This is a genomic window from Streptomyces sp. NPDC031064, assembly GCF_055570965.1.
In genome coordinates this window covers 599238-617743 of the sequence record NZ_JBVIGF010000002.1, presented here as the reverse complement: position 1 = coordinate 617743, position 18506 = coordinate 599238, and the positions used below count along the sequence as shown (strand labels likewise).

Annotated in this window: 10 protein-coding genes and 1 pseudogene; 4 read left to right on the top strand and 7 right to left on the bottom strand. The window is 72.7% G+C overall.

Annotated elements, in window-relative coordinates; genetic code table 11:
- Window positions 1–80 precede the first annotated feature (80 nt).
- The 7 genes from ACZ46W_RS09520 to ACZ46W_RS09490 all read right to left on the bottom strand — a co-directional run bounded on the left by ACZ46W_RS09520 (window position 81) and on the right by ACZ46W_RS09490 (window position 11371).
- Window positions 81–1631 (bottom strand): MFS transporter, encoded by a 1551-nt coding sequence (locus tag ACZ46W_RS09520; RefSeq protein ID WP_468333927.1) that lies wholly within the window; start codon window positions 1629–1631, stop codon window positions 81–83.
- 364 nt (window positions 1632–1995) lie between these two features.
- Window positions 1996–4614 (bottom strand): glycosyltransferase family 1 protein, encoded by a 2619-nt coding sequence (locus ACZ46W_RS09515; RefSeq protein ID WP_468333924.1) that lies wholly within the window; start codon window positions 4612–4614, stop codon window positions 1996–1998.
- Between the two features lie 125 nt (window positions 4615–4739).
- Window positions 4740–6020: an FAD-dependent monooxygenase gene (locus tag ACZ46W_RS09510; protein WP_468333921.1), complete on the bottom strand. Its 1281-nt coding sequence runs from the start codon at window positions 6018–6020 to the stop codon at window positions 4740–4742.
- Entirely contained in the window at window positions 6017–7150 is a 1134-nt protein-coding gene (locus ACZ46W_RS09505) for a monodechloroaminopyrrolnitrin synthase PrnB family protein (protein ID WP_468333918.1), read from the bottom strand. The genes ACZ46W_RS09510 and ACZ46W_RS09505 overlap by 4 nt, the downstream gene beginning before the upstream one ends.
- A gap of 61 nt (window positions 7151–7211) precedes the next feature.
- Window positions 7212–8606: an MFS transporter gene (locus ACZ46W_RS09500; RefSeq protein WP_468333915.1), complete on the bottom strand. Its 1395-nt coding sequence runs from the start codon at window positions 8604–8606 to the stop codon at window positions 7212–7214.
- 223 nt (window positions 8607–8829) lie between these two features.
- Window positions 8830–10281: a 4-hydroxyphenylacetate 3-hydroxylase family protein gene (locus ACZ46W_RS09495; protein ID WP_468333912.1), complete on the bottom strand. Its 1452-nt coding sequence runs from the start codon at window positions 10279–10281 to the stop codon at window positions 8830–8832.
- A 118-nt stretch (window positions 10282–10399) separates the two neighbouring features.
- On the bottom strand, window positions 10400–11371 hold the full coding sequence (locus ACZ46W_RS09490; RefSeq protein ID WP_468333909.1) for an AraC family transcriptional regulator: 972 nt from the start codon (window positions 11369–11371) through the stop codon (window positions 10400–10402).
- Window positions 11372–11501: 130 nt separating this feature from the next.
- Here ACZ46W_RS09490 and ACZ46W_RS09485 point away from each other — a divergent pair, with 130 nt between their 5' ends.
- The 4 genes and pseudogenes from ACZ46W_RS09485 to ACZ46W_RS09470 all read left to right on the top strand — a co-directional run bounded on the left by ACZ46W_RS09485 (window position 11502) and on the right by ACZ46W_RS09470 (window position 18504).
- The gene (locus ACZ46W_RS09485; RefSeq protein ID WP_468333906.1) at window positions 11502–12455 is read left to right on the top strand and encodes an SDR family oxidoreductase; all 954 of its coding nucleotides are present in this window, start codon (window positions 11502–11504) and stop codon (window positions 12453–12455) included.
- 262 nt (window positions 12456–12717) lie between these two features.
- On the top strand, window positions 12718–14703 hold the full coding sequence (locus ACZ46W_RS09480) for an alpha-1,4-glucan--maltose-1-phosphate maltosyltransferase (protein ID WP_468334726.1): 1986 nt from the start codon (window positions 12718–12720) through the stop codon (window positions 14701–14703).
- Window positions 14700–16394: pseudogene (gene treS, locus ACZ46W_RS09475) on the top strand (maltose alpha-D-glucosyltransferase); the annotation flags it as partial. The gene ACZ46W_RS09480 and the pseudogene treS, both read left to right, overlap by 4 nt.
- A 727-nt stretch (window positions 16395–17121) precedes the next feature.
- Window positions 17122–18504 (top strand): maltokinase N-terminal cap-like domain-containing protein, encoded by a 1383-nt coding sequence (locus tag ACZ46W_RS09470; RefSeq protein WP_468333903.1) that lies wholly within the window; start codon window positions 17122–17124, stop codon window positions 18502–18504.
- The last annotated feature ends 2 nt before the right edge of the window (window positions 18505–18506 follow it).

The window sequence follows — 18506 nt, the reverse complement described above, 5'->3', positions numbered from 1 at the left end:
GCTATTGGCAAGATCTCGACAGAAAGAGGTCGGCCAATAAATTCTCCACCGAGAAATGGCCGGAATATGTCGGCCGGAATTCATACCCCGTCGAGCTGCCGCCCCCGGGTCTCCGGCGCGAGGAATACGAACGCCACCGCCGCCAGGGCGAGCGGCACCGCCGCCACCAGAGCCGTGACCTCCATGGGCGGGACCGCCGCCGTCCCCACCGCCAGCGCCAGCACGAGCACCCCGCCGGCCTTGCTCACCGCCGCCGCCCAGCCCGTCCCCCGGGCCCTGAGCGCCGTCGGGTACACCTCCGAGCTGTACGCGGCCACCACCGCGGCCGTCGCGCTGATCCCCCACAGCGGCACGAACAACAGCAGCCGCATCAACGACCCGTCACCGGCGACCGTCTCCCCCGCCACCGCCAGCACCACCAGCGCCCCGGCGGCCGCCCCCGCCACGACGACCGCCGTGCGGCGGCTGCTCCACAGCCCGTACAGCAGCGCGGTCAGCAGGTTGAGCGGCAGGCTGAGCAGCGCGCTGTCCCGCAGCACGCGCGCCGAGGACGCCTCCAGGTAGCCGACGCGCCCGAGGTTGACGGGCAGCCACATCTGGAAGCCGTACGCCAGCAGCCCGGCGCCCGCCGCCAGCAGGGTCAGCACCGCCGTACGGCCGGTGAACCCCCGCTCCCACAGCCGCAGATACCCGGGCCCGGCGCCCGGCCCCGGCGAAACGGCCACGGGCCCGGACACCGGCACCATCGTCGAGCCGTACCGCGACAGCACCTCACGCGCCCGCTCCACCCGGCCCGTGGCGAGCAGGAAGCGCGGCGACTCCGGGATCCAGTGGTTCAGCACCAGCAGCACCAGCGCCGTCGGCAGTCCCACCAGCCACAGGGCGCGCCACCCGAACTCCGGGGTGAGCAGCGCCGCCAGCCAGCTCGTCAGGGCATAGGCGACGGTGACGTTCCCGCCGATCAGCACCATCAGCCAGCCCCGGTGGCGGCGCGGCACCGTCTCCGCCAGCAGCGTGAACGCGATCGGGATCATGCCGCCCGCCGCCATGCCCATCACCAGGCACATCAGAACGTTCCACCAGAAGCCCGGCATGGCTCCGCAGACGGACGTCGTGGCGAACAGCACGCCCGCCAGGAGGATCGAGTTCCGCCGTCCGATCCGGTCCCCGAGCCGGCCCCAGACGAACGAGCCCACCATGGTCCCGGTGATCCCGGCCAGCGGCAGCCACGCCACCGATACGCCACCGCCCGGGCGCAGCGGCGAGGCCAGCCCGTACTCGGCGGCGACTCCGGGGACCACGAGGGAGAGCGTCAGCGGCTTCATCACGTCGATCGTCACGGCGAGCGACAGCACGGTCAGCAGCATCACATGGGCGGGCCGCAGCCGGGCGTCGTCGTCCGCGCGCACCCGCACGGCCGCCGCTTCCCGGCGCAGCGCCTCGGCGCGCGGCGGCCACAGCCCCACCACAACGGCCGCCACGCCGCACACGATGAGCGCCATACCGGCCACCATGGCCGGATCGGGCGTCATCCCCGCCATTCGGTAACCCATGTGGCGGGCGTGCCAGAACATCGGCAGATGCAGCACCGTGCCCGCCGTACCGGCCGCCACGCCGGCCCAGAACCACACGGGACGCGGAAATCCGGCGCCTTTTTCCGGAAGCCCACTCTCCCTTTCCGCGACTGGCCCGATTTTCACTCCCGCCCCCCTTTTTTCCGCTCCTTTTCCCGCCTCTTCTTCCGCTCCTTCTTCCGCTTCTTCCTCCGCCCCCTTTTCACCGCACCCGCGCGCATGAGTGCTTTTCGGCCGCGGGTCCGCGCTTTTCGGCCGTGGCCGGACTCGTCTCCTCCTCGCGGACGGGAGTCATACGCCGAACGGCCTAGGCGGGATCGGTTCAGCGGCCGATGTCCCGGCACCCGCCCGGGCGGCAGGCTGTGCGGCGCACGGCTCGTCGCCCCCCACGAGGGGAGGGGGCGACGAGCCAGCGGGACCGCTACCGCATCAGGACGCCGGCGCCCTCTCCGGTGGCCTCCGTGGGCAGCGCGACCAGTCCCAGGTCGGCGCCCGCCGCCAGCAGGCGGTGCGTCGGCAGTATCCGGACCGTGTACCCGAAGGGGCCCGTCCGGTCGAGGGTGAGGGGGCCCTCGTAGACCCACCGCCCCTGCTGGTCCGGGCCGCCGGCCGGCTTCAGCGGCACGGTCTGGGCGTCCCGGAGCCGGTCGTCGGTGTCGACGCGGCCCGCGACCGCCTGGACCTCCACGTCCTCGGGCTGGAGGTCGCCGAGGGCGACCCGTACCCGCAGGGCGAGGGTGGCGCCCAGCTCGGCGGTGCCGTTGGCCTCGTCCACCTCGACGTGGTCGACCGCCACGCGCGGCCACGCGGCCCGCACCCGGGCCTTCCAGGCGGCGAGTTCCCGGGCCGCGCCGGTGTCCAGCGACCGGTGGGCGAGGGCGGCCGGGGCGTACAGCCGCTCCACGTACTCGCGCACCATGCGGCCCGCGAGCACCTTGGGGCCGAGGTTGGCGAGCGTACGGCGGACCATCTCGATCCACCGCTCGGGCAGGCCGTTGCCGCCCCGGTCGTAGAAGCGGGGAGCGACCCGCTGCTCGATCAGCTCGTACAGCGCGGCCGCCTCAAGGTCGTCGCGCCGGTCCTCGTCGGTCGTCGGTCCGTCGGCGGTCGGGATGGCCCAGCCGAAGTCCGGTTCGTACCACTCGTCCCACCAGCCGTCCAGGACGGAGAGGTTGAGGCAGCCGTTCAGGGCGGCCTTCATGCCGGACGTCCCGCACGCCTCCAGCGGCCGCAGCGGGTTGTTCAGCCACACGTCGCAGCCGGGGTAGAGCTTTTGTGCCATGCCCATGCCGTAGTCGGGCAGGAACACGATCCGGTGGCGTACGCGCGGGTCGTCGGCGAACCGCACCAGCTCCCGCACCAGCCGCTTGCCGCCGTCGTCCGCCGGGTGGGCCTTGCCCGCGACGACGATCTGCACCGGCCGCTCCGGATGCAGCAGCAGCTCCATCAGCCGGTCGCGGTCGCGCAGCATCAGGGTGAGCCGCTTGTAGGAGGGAACCCGGCGGGCGAACCCGATGGTGAGGATGTCGGGGTCCAGGACCCCGTCGATCCAGCCCAGCTCCGCCGCCCCGGCGCCGCGCTGCCGCCACGAGGCGCGCAGCCGGGTCCGTACCTCCGTCACGAGCTGCTCGCGCAGTTCGCGCCGCAGCTCCCAGATCTCGGAGTCGGCGATCTCCCCGACGGCGTCCCAGCGCTGCGAGCCGCCGACGCTGAGGGCGTCCTCGGCGCGCTGGGTGCCGATCTTCCGCGCGCCGAGCCGGAACACCTCGGGCGCCACCCACGTGGGGGCGTGGACGCCGTTGGTGATGGAGGTGATCGGCACCTCGTCGGGGTCGAACCCGGGCCACAGACCGGCGAACATCTCGCGGCTGACGGCGCCGTGGAGGGTGGACACGCCGTTGGCGCGCTGGGCGAGGCGCAGTCCCATGACGGCCATGTTGAAGAGGTTGGGCTCGCCGCCGGGGTAGGTCTCCATGCCGAGCTGGAGGACGCGCTCGACGTCCACCCCGGGCAACTCCGCGCCGTCGCCGAAGTGACGGGCGACGAGCTCGCGGTCGAACCGGTCGATGCCGGCCGGGACGGGGGTGTGGGTGGTGAAGACGGTCCCCGCGCGGACGGCCTCCAGGGCGGCGTCGAACTCGACACCCTCCTCGCTCAGTTCCCGGATGCGCTCCAGGCCGAGGAAACCGGCGTGCCCCTCATTGGTGTGGAACACCTCGGGCGTGGGATGGCCGGTGAGCTCGCAGTACGCCCGTACCGCCCGGACACCTCCTATCCCCAGCAGCATCTCCTGCAACAGCCGGTGTTCGCTGCCGCCGCCGTACAGCCGGTCGGTGACGTCCCGTTCGGACGGGCCGTTCTCCTCGACGTCCGAGTCGAGCATCAGCAGCGGTACGCGGCCGACCTGGGCCACCCAGATGTGGGCGTGCAGACAGCGGCCGGCCGGCAGGGCGAGGGAGACCCGGACGGGGGCGCCGCCTGGCTGCCGCAACAGGCTGACGGGCATCTCGTTGGGGTCCAGCAGCGGATAGTGCTCCTGCTGCCAGCCGTCCCGGGAGAGCGACTGGCGGAAGTAGCCGTGCCGGTAGAGCAGTCCGACGCCGATGAGCGGTACGCCGAGGTCGGAGGCGGCCTTGAGGTGGTCGCCGGCGAGGATGCCGAGGCCGCCCGAGTACTGGGGCAGGGCGGCGGTCACCCCGAACTCGGGCGAGAAGTAGGCGACGGCGGCGGGCAGGTCGCTGTTCTGGCTCTGGTACCAGCGGCGGCCGCGCAGGTAGTCGTCGAGGTCGTCGGCGGCGGCGGACAGGCGGCGCAGGAAGCGCCGGTCACGGGCGAGCTCGGCGAGCCGGGCGGCGGACACGGAGCCCAGCAGCCGGACCGGATCGCCGCCGGCCGCCCGCCACCCCTCGGGGTCGACGGCCTGGAACAGTTCACGGGTCTCGGCGTGCCAGGACCAGCGCAGGTTGCGCGCGAGGTCGCTGAGCGGCCGGAGCGGGTCGGGGAGGACGGGGCGCACGGTGAATCGACGGATTGCCTTCACGTGTTCCACCTTCGCAGGGCAGGTACGAATCGGGGCGGACGCACGGGCGGTGTGCGTCCGCCTTCACCCTCCGACGGTATCGGCACCCCGCCCCCCGCAACCACGGCGCACTCAGGGGAGCGCGTTCACAACGCGCTCACCGGGACCCGGTACGGGGAGCCCGCGTTGACCGTTTCCGGGTCGAACGCGCCGGTCGCGGCGTACCGGGCGGCGATTTCGCGCCGCTCGTGCGGCGGGATCACGTCGTCGATGTGGGCGAAGCCGCCGGGGGCGCGCCGGTGGGCCAGATTGATGACGACTTCCGGGCCGAGGCGCCGGTTGGCGCGCTGAAGCTCCGTCATGGCGGGGCGCCGCTCCGCCTCGTAGGCGGCGAGGGCGTCGGCCGGCGCGGGGTGGTGAGCCATGGCGTGGGCGAGGGCCCGGGCGTCGATGATCGACTGGGTGGCGCCGTTGGAGCCGATGGGGTACATGGCGTGGGCGGCGTCGCCGATGAGGGTGGTGCGGCCGTGGCTCCAGCGCAGCAGGGGCTCGCGGTCGACCATGGGGTACTCGTAGGCGGCCTCGGCGGCGCGCAGCACCTCGGGGACGCTGACGCCGTCGAACTCCCAGCCGTCGTAGTGGTGGAGGAACCGGGTGATCGGCACGGCACGGTTCCAGTCCCCGCGGGTGGCACCGGCGATGCTGTCGGCGGGCATCGCCAGCGCCCAGTTGACGAGGACGTCCCCGCCCGGCCGCTCGGCCATCGGGTAGACGACGGCCTTCTGCCGGTCGTCGCCCGCGATGAGCATGAACCTTCCGGCCCGGCGGGCGTCCAGCCACGACACGCCGCGCCACACCAGCATGCCGTTCCACGGGGGCTCGCCCTCGCGCGGGTTGAGGCCGGCGCGGACCGCCGAGCGGATGCCGTCGGCGCCGATCAGGACGTCCGGCTCCAGCGACGCCCGGCCGCACCTGGCCCCCTCGCGGTGCTCAAGGCGCACGCGCGGGCGACCGTCGGGCAACTGTTCAAGGCCGGCCACCCGGACGCCGGTGACGATCGCGGACGGGCCGATCCGGCGGCGTACCGCGTCGGCGAGGACCTGCTGGAGGTGGCCGCGGTGGACGGAGAGCTGGGGCCAGTGGTACCCGGCGCTCAGCCCGCGCGGTTCGCGGGAGATCAGCCCGCCGGAGCGGTGGTAATAGCGCAGCTCCCGGGTGCGTACGGCGTCGGCCTCCAGGTCGTCGAGGAGCCCGAGCGCGTCGAGTTCGCGTACGGCGTTGGGCATGATGTTCAGCCCGGCGCCGACGGGCTGGATCTCGCGGGCCGCCTCCACGACGGTGACCCGGTGGAACCCGGCCGCGTGCAGGGCGAGCGCGGCGGTCAGGCCGGCGACTCCGCCGCCGGCGACGAGTATGTGGGGGGTCATGCCGCGGCTCCCCTCACCGGGGTGCGCGGCCGCTGGGTGGCCTGGCGCACCAGCGTCTCGTTGTCCCGGGTCAGGTCGAGCACGGAGCGCAGCAGGGCGACGGGCGCGCCGCCGCTGCCCTGGTCGTACAGCCGCACGTCGTCGCTGTAGGCCTTGCGGGCGATGCCGAGGTGGCGGGCGCGGAAGGTCTTCAGGATGCGCAGCACCCGCGCCAGGGAGTGGGCGGACGCGACGAGCTGCGGGGGCAGTTGGTACACGGTCTCCCAGCTCAGCGCGGCGGACAGTTTGCTGACGGCCGAGACCCCGCCCCTGTGGGCGGCGTGGAAGGCGCGCCAGGACGGGAGGCTGTACTCGACGGACTCGGCCAGGAAGGCGTCGTAGCCGGGGTCGGTGCGGTCGCACTGCCAGACCGTCAGGTCGACCAGCCACAGCGGCACCTGGGCGGCGGCCGGGCCCAGGTAGTCGCGCCCGGCGACGTCGATCTCCTCGAAGTACGGGCGCAGGGTGCGGGCGAAGTAGGCCGGGGAGACGTTGTCGACGGTGAAGTCGATGGCGTCGACCATCGACTGGACGTGCTGTGCGGTGCGGTCCAGCGCGAGGGCGAAGCCCGGGTCGTACGGTTCGAGGCCGGCCAGTTGGCCGCAGGTGTCGAGGGCGGCGACGAGGCTGGGGAAGACCATCCGGACGGCGTCCTGGAGGTGGGCCTCCATCTCGTGGCCGGTGTACATCCGCTGGCGGGGGCCGAGCGGGTTCCAGGTGGTGTAGTGGTGCACGGTGTCGCGGGGCACCATGTCGGTGCGGCGGGCCAGTTCCTCCAGGACGGGCAGGACCTCGGGGACGGCGGCGACCGGCTGGACGCCGTGCCGCTTGAGGGAGCCGAGCACGATGCCGAGGTCGCGCATCGCGGCCAGCGCCTCGATGACGCACCACTCGGCGACCCGGTCGAGGTCGGGTACGAGGGTGCGCAGCGCGACAGTGAGCGCGGGGACGTCGGCGTCACGGTTCATCGCGGGGAGCGCGGCGAGCAGCGCGTCGGCGCCGAGCGGGTCGGCCGCGCGTATCTCGGCTATGCGGTAGCGCGGTTCGGCGCAGGTGTCGAGACCGGGCGCGACAAGGTCGTACAGGGTCAACGGGATGCCCCCCTCGGGCAGTGTGGATTCGGGAGTGGCGCGGTGTCCGCTGGTCAGGCGGTCACCGCGGGTCGCCCACCCGGTCCTGGCGTGGCGGCGCCGGTACGGGCGCGGGCAGGCTCAGCCGTACGGACAGCAGTGCCGCAGCGGCGGCGAAGGCGGCGCCGGTGAGCAGCGCCGCCTGGAAGCCCGCGGTTTCGGCCTGGGGTGTGGCCGTGCCGGTACGGGTGGTGGCCACGGCCACGAGGACGGCCAGGCCCAGGACGGATCCGAACTGCTGGCTGGTGTTGATCAGCCCGGAGGCGAGGCCGGTCTCCTCTGGTGTGGCCTCTGCCGTGGCGGCCACATTGGTGGTGACCATGACCAGCGGCAGGGCGGCACCCAGCACGAGGCTGGGTGCGAGGACGGTGGTGGCGAAAGTGCCGTGGGCACTCAGCGCGAGGGCGAGCCAGACCATGCCGGCGAACAGCAGCCCGAAGCCGAGGGTCATGGTCCGGCCGAGGCCGAGGCGGAGGATGAGGCGGCCGGTCAGCGGAGCGGTGGCGACGACGACCAGGGACAGCGGGAGCAGGCCGAGCCCACCGGTGAGCGGCGACTGCCCCAGCACGCTCTGGAGGTAGAGGCTGACGAGGAAGAACATGGGGAACAGCGCCATTTGGGCGAGGGCGCTGAGGAGATTGGCCAGGCGCAGCGCGGGCCGCCGCAGCACGGCGGGCGGGACGAGGGGCCGGGCGGCGCGGGTCTCGGTCACGGCGAAGGCCGCGAGCAGGAGCACGCCGGCGGCCCCGGCCAGGGGGCTGCGCCCGACGAGGGCGTACGCGACGAGGCCGAGCCCGCCCGTGGCGGTGAGCGCGCCGAGCAGGTCGAAGCCGGGCTCGGCGCCCCTGGTCGCGCCGTCCAGGAGCCGGAGGGCGAGCAGGCCGAGCACGGCGGCGACCGCGACGTTCAGCCAGAAGGTGGAGCGCCAGCCGAGCAGGTCGGTGAGGACCCCGCCCAGGACGGTGCCGAGGACCCCGCCGAGCCCGCCCATCGCGGCGAACGCGCCGAGCGCCCGGTGCCGGGCGGGGCCGTCCGGGAAGAGGATCAGCAGCAGCGCGAACGCGGCGGCCGCGGCGAGGGCCGCCCCGACGCCCTGCACGGCGCGGGCGGCGACCAGCGCGCCGGTGGACTGGGCGAGGCCCCCGGCGGCGGAGGCGGCCGCGAGCAGGCCGAGCCCGGCGGTGAACAGCCGCCGGTGGCCGAACAGGTCGGCGGCGCGGCCACCGAGCAGCAGCAGCCCGCCGAAGGTGATCAGGTAGGCGTTGGCCACCCAGGACAACCCGGCGGACCCGGCCCGGAGGTCGTGGCCGACGGACGGCAGCGCGACGTTGACGATCGCCGTGTCCATGATCATCAGCAGTTGCGTCGCCGCGAGCAGCGCGAGCGCGCCGCGCCGGTGGCCGGTGGCCCCGCTCATCGACGGCCCCCGGTGCCCGGGTGGACGTGCCACCCCGGGTCCGCCGCGCGGCCGGCCCCGTGGGCGCGGTGCCATCCGGGGTCGCCCGCGCCGCGGCCGGCGTGCCCGCCGGACCGGCCCGCACGGCCGACGGCCCGGCGCGGACCGCACGAGGGCCATCGCACCGCGCGCCCGCCCCGGGCGCACCGCCCCGGATCGGCCGCCCGCAGCCGGGCCGGGGCGGTCATCGGACCGGCTCCAGGTCGTAGCCGTCCAGGCACGCCTGGGCGAGCGCCTCGCAGGCGGGGGCGCCGCCCGCCCAGGTCTGCATCGTGAGGTAGACGTGCGGGGCGCCGTGGTAGAAGCGCTCGTACTGCTCGTGGCGGCCCGCGAATTCGGAGCCGAGCGCGTCCCAGGCCAGCTTCAGCAGCTTGACCCGGTCCTCGGCCGGCGTACCGGTCGAGCGGATGTACTTGCGCACCAGCGGGCCCAGTTCCGGGTGCAGCAGGTCCTGACCGGAGGCGGGGAGCTGGATGACACCGCCGCCCGCGAGGAGCTTGATCTCCTGGACGGCCCTCGGGTACAGCTCGCCCGCCATGATGCGCTGGGCGTACGAGATCTCGCCGCCCGGCGCGACGCCGCCACGGCCGCCGTCGACCTCCTCGTACGACGCCTCCGCCGCGAGCACGAACGCCTTGGCCTGCGCGACGTGGCCGAGGAGGCGGCCGATGGCCTGGGTGACCGGCGGCAGTTCGTAGGTGCTGTTGGCCTTGGTGATCAGGATCGCGATGCCGGTGAGGAACTCCAGCTTGGTCCAGAAGCGGGTGGCGGCCTGGTGGACGAAGTTCAGGTACGCGGGGGTCTGCCACCACATCCGGCAGGTCGCCTCGACGTTCCGGTACGTCAGCACCCGCTCCCACGGCACGAACACGTCGTCGCACACGAGCAGCGCGTCGTTCTCGTCGAAGCGCGAGGAGAGCGGGTTGTCGAAGACGCTGCGCGCCTGGGCCTCGTAGGAGGTGCGGGAGACGAACTTCAGGCCCGGCGTGTCGACCGGGATCGAGAAGCACACCGCGTGGTCGACGTCCTGGGGGGCGAGCGGCTCGATCGTGCCGATGATCACCTCGTTGCCGAAGACCGCCGCGGTGCCGATCATCTTGGCGCCGCGCACCACGATCCCGCCGTCCTTCTCGGCGACCACCCGCACCACCAGGTCGTCCTCCTCCTGCTCGGAGGCGGCCCTGGTGCGGTCGGTCTGCGGGTTGGCGATGGTGAAGGTCGGGTACAGGTCGCCCTCGGCGAGCCGCCGGTGGTAGGCGAGGGCGGCGCCGGAACCGTCGTACGTCTCCGTGGTGAACAGGCCCGGCAGCGCCGCGAATCCGGCCGCGGCGCCCGCCATGTAGTCGGGCGTGCGGCCCAGGAAGCCGAAGCTGGCCTCCGCCCACACCTTGTACGCCTCGCGGCGCGCGACGAGGTCCTCGTACGACCGGGGGATCGCATAGGCGCGGTGGACGCCGCCCTGGGTGAGGACCGGGGTGTGCTCGGAGTCGTGCGCCAGGTCGTACAGGCGGGCGATGGAGGCGGCGGTGTTGCGGAACGCCGGGTGCGCGGTGACGTCCCCGACCCGCTCCCCGTCGAGCCATATCTCCCGGCCGTCGCGCAGCGACGCCAGATACTCCTGACCGGACCTCGTCACCTTTTCTCCTCTTGCGGGTGCCATTGCCGCAAGCGAGCCTGTCCGTTGGTCCACACCTTCGGCAATGAACGTCCGTCCAATGGTCCTTAAGAACCGGCCAGTCGCCCTCCGGAAACCATTACGCGGCGTTCGCCGCACCCGCTCGGTACTCACCCGGAGTGACACCGAACCATTTGCGGAAGGCAAGGTGGAAACCGACCGCGCTCTGGTAGCCGACCCGCTGCGGCACCGCCGACTGCGGCAGGGACGTCTCGCCGAGCAGCCGCGCCGCCTCCTGCATGCGCCGCCCGGTCAGGTGGCGCGCCGGGGCCTCGCCGACCAGGGCGCGGAACGCGGCCGTGAACGCCGAGCGGGACATGCCGACCTCGCGGGCGAGCGACTCGATGGTCCACGGCTCGGCGAACCGGGTCGCGATCATCACCAGGGCGCGGCTGACGCCCGGGTGGCGCAGCACGGGCAGGGAGGCCGGGTTCTCGGCGAACTCCCGCAGCAGCGGGCGCAGCGCGAGCACCAGGGCCATCTCGAAGGCCCGCAGCGTGATCAGCCGGTCGCCGGGGCCGATGGGCCGGTCGGGGGCGGCGAGCAGCCGCAGCGTGTCCCGCAGCAGCGGCTCGCGGTCGACCTGCGAGCCGTCGAGCACCAGGGCCCAGGGCAGCGCCTTGTACAGACCTGTGGCGGCGCTGGCGTCGTAGTGCAGCCCGGCGCACAGCAGCCGGCTCTCCGGCCCGGTCCCGCCGATGCGGATCTCGCCGGAGGTGCCGGGCTCCCGCTCGGGCAGCACGGCCTTGAGCGGTACGCCCTGCCGGTCGGGCCGGTCGGAGAGCCGGTGCGCGGTCCCGGTGGGGAAGACGGCGAGGTCACCGGCGCGCAGCTCCTGGGGTGTCTGCCCCTCCGCGGTGATCCAGCAGCCGCCCTCCACGATGTAGTGCAGGACGGCGCAGCCCTGCTCGGCGTCGCCCTCGATGGCCCAGGGGGCGCGGACGTGCCAGCGGCTGTCGAAGACGCCGGTGAGCCGCAACGGTTGCAACAGCTCACTGAGGAGGTCGTCGTTCCGGTCGGTGTTCCCGGTTTCGGTGCGCACGGTGTCCATGGACGATCCTTCAACCCCCGCCCCGAATTGTTAATTGATCGGCCAAAGCCGCCGCCGCCAGCCTGAGAGGAGCCGTCATGGCAGCAGTCACACCCTAATCGAAGGGCCAATCAGGCATATGTCGGAGCGGATGTCGGAGCAGATGTCGGAGCAGAATCAGATGCGGGTGGCGGTCGTCGGCGCGACCGGTTTCCAGGGCGGCGCGGTGGCCCGCCTGCTCAGTGCGCGGGGCCACCGGGTGCGTACGCTCTCCCGCCGTCCGGAGGGCGACCGGCCGCCGATGCCGGGCGTCTCGTGCGCCACCGGTGACCTGGCCGACGCCGAGGCCGTACGGCAACTCTTCGCGGGTGCGACGCACGCGGCGGTGGTGATGCCCCTGGTGTACGAGGCCAAGCGGGTGCGCGCGTACGCCCGGAACATCGCCGAGGCGGCCGTGGCGGCCGGGGTGCGGCGGCTGGTCTACAACGCCAACACCCGCGTGCCGCGCACGTCCACCGATGTGGCGGCGTTCGAGACGCGCCGGATCGCCGAGGAGGTGCTGCGGGAGAGCGGCGTGCCGATGGTGGTGCTGCGCCCGCCGGTCTACCTGGACAACCTGTTCAGCCCCTGGAACGGCCCGGCCCTGGTCAACGAGGGCATCCTCGCCTATCCGCTGCCCGCCGACGTGCCGGCGGCGTGGCTGTCGCACCGGGACCTGGCCCAGGCGGTGTGCGCGGCGCTCACCGTGGAGGGCCTGGAGGGGCGGACGTACGACATCGGCGGGGTGCGGGCGCTGACGGGTGATGAGCTGGCGGATGCCTTCGGCAAGGGCCTGGGGCGCGTGGTGCGGTACCGGGCGCTGGCCCCGCACATCTTCGAGCAGGGCCTCGCACAGGCGATCGGCCCGGCCGCGGCGGCCGGGGTGGCGGGCATCTACCACTACATGGCGGGGGGCGCCGAGCCGCTGCTGCTGGCCGGGGATGACGGCGTGTCGGCCCGCGCGTTGACGGTGGAGGCACGCCCGGTTGACGAGTGGGTTTCGCGCCAGCCGTGGCAGATCTGGGCGAACGACCCCGAGGAGCAGGACGCCCAGTCGCTCACCTGAACGCCACCTGACACACCCGAGCGCGAACCGGTCCCGATTTTCCACTCGAACGGGGCCGGTTCTCGTCGTGTCCGGCTACGCCTGAGTAGTTAACAACGCGCCGGATTGCCCACCCGAAGGGTGTGGGTAGGGCTCCTCCGGTACCCGCCCACCCGAGTGAACCCGGACAGGAGCGGTGATGCCTGCGCTCTGCCACTCGTCAACGGAGCAAGTACAAAGAGCGATACCCCATACGCAACCCTCAGGTGATGCCGTGAACTCGCTGATTGGTCGCATTCCCGTTCTCGATGTACGCCCGCTGGTCGACTGCGGCAGAAGGCCCGCGAAGGCAGTGGTCGGCGAAACCTTCCAGATTACGGCCACCGTGTTCCGCGAAGGCCATGACGCCGTGGCCGCGAACGTCGTGCTCAAGGACCCGGCCGGACACCCGGCCCCGTTCACGCCGATGCGGGAACTGGCGCCCGGCACCGACCGCTGGGGCGCCGAGGTCACTCCAACGGCCGAAGGGCGGTGGACGTACTTCGTCGAGGCGTGGAGCGACCCGATCGCCACCTGGCGGCACACCGCCGGCATCAAGATCCCGGCCGGCATCGACACCGAGCTGGTCCTGGCCGAGGGCGCCACCCTGCACGAGCGGGCCGCCGACGGCGTACCGAAGAGCGAGGGCCGCGAGGCCGTGCTCGCCGTGGTGGACGCGCTGCGCGACGAACGGCGCTCCGCCGCCGACCGGCTCGCCGCCGCGCTGGAGACGGAGGCGGTCCAGGCGCTGGCCGCGCACCCGCTGCGCGAACTGGTCACGTCCTCGCGGCCATTGCCGCTGCTGGTGGAGCGGGAGCGGGCGCTGTTCGGGTCGTGGTACGAGATGTTCCCGCGCTCCGAGGGGGCCAGGATGGAGAACGGCCGACTGGTCTCCGGCACCTTCCGTACCGCCGCCGAGCGGCTTCCGGCCATCGCCGCGATGGGCTTCGATGTCGTGTATCTGCCGCCCATCCACCCCATCGGCACCACCCACCGCAAGGGCCCCAACAACACCCTCACGGCCGGTCCCGACGACGTCGGCGTGCCGTGGGCGATCGGCTCCCCCGAGGGCGGACACGACGCGGTCCACCCGGACCTGGGCACCATCGAGGACTTCGACGCCTTCGTCGAACGGGCGCGCGAACTGCGCCTGGAGGTCGCGCTGGACTTCGCCCTCCAGTGCTCGCCGGACCACCCGTGGGTGAAGAAGCGCCCGGCCTGGTTCCACCACCGGGCCGACGGCACCATCGCGTACGCCGAGAACCCCCCGAAGAAGTACCAGGACATCTATCCGATCGCGTTCGACCGGGACATGCGGGGCATCGTCCGCGAGACCCTGCGCGTGCTGCGGTACTGGATGTCCCACGGCGTACGCATCTTCCGCGTCGACAACCCGCACACCAAGCCCGTGGTGTTCTGGGAGAAGGTCATCGGCGCCATCAACAAGACCGACCCGGACGTGATCTTCCTGGCGGAGGCGTTCACCCGGCCGGCGATGATGCACACCCTCGGCGCGATCGGCTTCCAGCAGTCGTACACGTACTTCACCTGGCGCAACACCAAGCACGAGCTGACCGAGTACCTCACCGAGCTGTCCGGCGACGCCGCCGCCTACATGCGGCCGAACTTCTTCGTGAACACCCCGGACATCCTGCACTCCTACCTCCAGCACGGCGGCCGCCCCGCCTTCGAGGCACGCGCGGTGCTGGCCGCCACGATGTCCCCGACGTGGGGCGTGTACGCCGGGTACGAGCTGTGCGAGAACACCCCGGTACGGGAGGGCAGCGAGGAGTACCTCGACTCCGAGAAGTACCAACTCCGCCCGCGCGACTGGGAGTCCGCCGAGCGCGAGGGCCGCAGCATCGCCCCGCTGATCGGGAAGCTGAACCGGATCAGGCGCCGCAACGCCGCGCTGCGGCAACTGCGCTCGGTGCACTTCCACCACACCGACAACGACGCCGTCATCGCCTACAGCAAGCGGGCGGGCTCGAACATTGTTCTGACGGTCGTCAACCTCGACCCGCGCCACACCCACGAGGCGACGGTGTCGTTGGACATGCCGGAGCTCGGCCTCGACTGGCACGAGACCGTGCCGGTGCGCGATGAGCTCACCGGCGAGACCTATCACTGGGGCAGGGCCAACTATGTGCGCCTCGAGCCGGGTGTCACGCCCGCGCACATCCTCGTCCTGCGACCGTCCCCGCCGATCGGAGGGTCACCCACATCATGATCGTCAACGAGCCCGTCCACGACACCTTCGAGGACACGCCGGCAAAGGACCGTGACCCCGACTGGTTCAAACGAGCCGTCTTCTACGAGGTTCTGGTCCGCTCGTTCCAGGACAGCAATGGCGACGGCGTCGGCGACCTCAAGGGAATCACCGCCAAGCTGGACTACCTCCAGTGGCTCGGGGTCGACTGCCTCTGGCTCCCGCCGTTCTTCAAGTCCCCTCTCAGGGACGGCGGTTACGACGTATCGGACTACACCTCCGTACTGCCCGAATTCGGCGACCTGGCCGACTTCGTCGAGTTCGTCGATGCCGCCCACCAGCGCGGCATGCGAGTGATCATCGACTTCGTGATGAACCACACCAGCGACCAGCACCCGTGGTTCCAGGAATCCCGCAGCGACCCCGACGGCCCCTACGGCGACTACTACGTCTGGGCCGACGACGACAAGCAGTTCCAGGACGCCCGGATCATCTTCGTCGACACCGAGACGTCCAACTGGACCTTCGACCCGGTGCGCAAGCAGTACTACTGGCACCGGTTCTTCTCCCACCAGCCGGACCTCAACTACGAGAACCCGGCCGTGCAGCAGGAGATCCTGTCCGCGCTGCGCTTCTGGCTGGACCTGGGCATCGACGGGTTCCGCCTGGACGCCGTGCCGTACCTCTACCAGGAGGAGGGCACCAACTGCGAGAACCTGCCGGCCACCCACGCCTTCCTCAAGCGGGTCCGCAAGGAGATCGACGCCGCCTACCCCGACACCGTGCTGCTCGCCGAGGCCAACCAGTGGCCGGAGGACGTCGTCGACTACTTCGGCGACTTCCCGGCCGGCGGCGACGAGTGCCACATGGCGTTCCACTTCCCGGTGATGCCGCGCATCTTCATGGCGGTACGCCGCGAGTCCCGCTACCCCGTCTCCGAAATCCTGGCCAAGACCCCGGCGATCCCGGCGAACTGCCAGTGGGGCATCTTCCTGCGCAACCACGACGAGCTCACGCTGGAAATGGTCACGGACGAAGAGCGTGACTACATGTACGCGGAGTACGCCAAGGACCCCCGGATGCGCGCCAACATCGGCATCCGGCGGCGGCTCGCCCCGCTGCTCGACAACGACCGCAACCAGATCGAGCTGTTCACCGCTCTGCTGCTGTCCCTGCCCGGGTCGCCGATCCTCTACTACGGCGACGAGATCGGCATGGGCGACAACATCTGGCTCGGCGACCGGGACGCCGTGCGCACCCCGATGCAGTGGACGCCCGACCGCAACGCGGGCTTCTCCTCCTGCGACCCGGGCCGGCTGTACCTGCCGACCATCATGGACCCGGTCTACGGCTACCAGGTCACCAACGTCGAGGCGTCCATGGCGTCCCCGTCGTCGCTGCTGCACTGGACGCGGCGGATGATCGAGATCCGCAAGCAGAACCCCGCCTTCGGACTCGGCTCCTACACGGAGCTCCCGTCGTCCAACCCGGCGGTCCTCGCCTTCCTGCGGGAGTACGGGGACGACCTGGTGATGTGCGTGCACAACTTCTCGCGCTTCCCGCAGCCGACGGAGCTGGACCTGCGGCGGTTCAACGGGATGCACCCGGTGGAGCTGATCGGCGGGGTCCGCTTCCCCGCGATCGGCGAATGGCCGTACCTGCTCACCCTCGCGGGTCACGGCTTCTACTGGTTCCGCCTCCGCAAGGACGCGGTCAAGCCCACCAAGGGCAAGACGGTCACGGAGGCGACCGTCGCCACGGCTCCTCACACCGGCGGGGCCACGGCACGGGCGGCGGCACCGGGCACGTCCGGTGTGGCGGGCACGACCGGTGCGGCGGCCGTAGCCGCGCCGGGAGCGGTCTCCAATCCGCCGGACGCGGCACGCACGGTGCAGGCGGGCGCCACGGCGGACGCCACCAAGCACCCCGGCGCGTCCGCACGCAGGGCGGCGGCTGACGGAGCGTCACAGCAGGCGGCACCCGGGCCGGTCCGGGCCGCGGCGGCACCGGCGGCCCCGGGCTCCGCGCCCGATGGGGCGCCGAAGGCCCGGGCGGGCACGACGGCGGGCGCCGCCGGCTCCTCGGCCGCAGCAGGCACGGCGGCCACGGCAGGTGCCGCCGGCGTCCCGGTGACCCCGGCTGAGGCGGGCGTCGCACCGGGCGTCGCACCGGACGGGGCGCCCGGCACGGGTGCCCGGGCGGCGGCACCCGGCGGGGCGGACCCTGCGGCCGGACGGGTGACCGGGAAGGGGTGAGGACATCAGGGCGGGGCGTTTCCGTCGCCCCGCCCTGGGCACTCTCCCCCTCATACGTCGATTCGGGTCTATCTCGACCATCCCCGCCCGACACGTCCCGCACAGCCGGACAGCACTCGCCGCATTCCGGGACACTCTGCACGTTCTGTGCATTTCGTAGTGCCCGGGGAAAGGACGCGCTGCCATGTCGGAGACCGCATCCACCGCCCGGGCCCCGGTCGCCCTGCTCCCCTCCCTGGTGCCGCTGCTCCACGAATGGCTGCCGCGCCAGCGCTGGTTCGCCGGGAAGGGGCGCCCCGTCACGGGGTTCTCCCTCGTCTCGGCGACCGAACTGCTCCCGCTCGACACCGCCGGACCCGGCCTGCTGCACCTGCTCGTGCGGGTCCAGCAGCCCGGCCTCAACACCGCCGCCCAGGGCGACTGCTACCAACTGCTGCTGGGCGTCCGCAACAGCCTGCCGCCCCAGCTCGCGTCCGCGCTGATCGGTCGCGTCCCGGACGGCCCGCTCGCCGGGCGCACGATCTACGAGGGGCTCAGCGACCCACGGCTCGCCACGCTCCTGCTGGAACGGTTGCGCACCCCCGGCCCCATGGGTCCGCTGCGGTTCTCCCGGACCGTCGCCATCCCGGACGGGCTCACGCCCCGCGTACTGGACGCCGAGCAGTCCAACTCCTCGCTCGTGTACGGCGATTCGTACATCCTGAAGGTCTTCCGCCGGGTCTACCCCGGCGCCAACCCGGACCTGGAGCTGCCGCTCGCGCTCGCCCGCGCCGGCTGCACCCGGGTCCCGGCGCCCGTCGCCTGGTACGAGACCGGCAACGGCCGCCCGGAGGCCAGCACCCTGGGCGTGCTCCAGCCCTACCTGCGCGGCTCCCAGGACGGCTGGCAGCTCGCCCTGGACGCGCTCGGCGCCGGGCGGGACTTCACCACCGAGGCCCGCGCGCTGGGCCGGGCCACCGCCGAGGTGCACACCGCGCTGGCCGACGCGCTGCCCACGGTCGCGCTGGGCCGCCCGCAGACCGAGAACCTGGTCCACGGGATGAGCCGCCGGCTGGACGCCGCCGCACAGGCGGTGCCCGCGCTGATGCCGTACGTCCCCGGACTGCGCGCCGCGTTCGAGGCGGTCGGCGACCTGCGCTCGGGCAGCCGGCTGTGGCGGGCCCAGCGGGTCCACGGCGACCTGCACCTGGGCCAGACCCTGCGGACGAACGACGGCGACTGGTCGGTGATCGACTTCGAGGGTGAGCCCGCGAAGCCGCTCGCCGAGCGCCGCCGCCCCCAGCCCCCGGTGCGGGACGTGGCCGGGATGCTGCGCTCCTTCGACTACGCGGCCCGCTCCTACCGCCCCTGGAACCCCGACTGGGCGGAGCGGTGCCGGGAGGCGTACTGCACCGGGTACGCCGAGGCATCGGGCACCGACCCCCGCGCCGAGCCCGCGCTGCTGCGCGCGTACGAGACGGACAAGGCCGTGTACGAGGTCGTGTACGAGGCCCGGCACCGCCCCGACTGGCTCCCGGTCCCGATGGCGGCCATCCGCCGCCTGGCCGCGCAGACCACCACCCCGTGATG

Excerpts from the sequence above, each read along its gene's own strand:
- ACZ46W_RS09510 (WP_468333921.1), bottom strand. The coding sequence starts at position 6,020 with ATGACCCCCCACATACTCGTCGCCGGCGGCGGAGTCGCCGGCCTGACC.
- ACZ46W_RS09500 (WP_468333915.1), bottom strand. The coding sequence starts at position 8,606 with ATGAGCGGGGCCACCGGCCACCGGCGCGGCGCGCTCGCGCTGCTCGCG.
- ACZ46W_RS09490 (WP_468333909.1), bottom strand. The coding sequence starts at position 11,371 with ATGGACACCGTGCGCACCGAAACCGGGAACACCGACCGGAACGACGAC.
- ACZ46W_RS09485 (WP_468333906.1), top strand. The coding sequence starts at position 11,502 with ATGTCGGAGCAGATGTCGGAGCAGAATCAGATGCGGGTGGCGGTCGTC.
- ACZ46W_RS09470 (WP_468333903.1), top strand. The coding sequence starts at position 17,122 with ATGTCGGAGACCGCATCCACCGCCCGGGCCCCGGTCGCCCTGCTCCCC.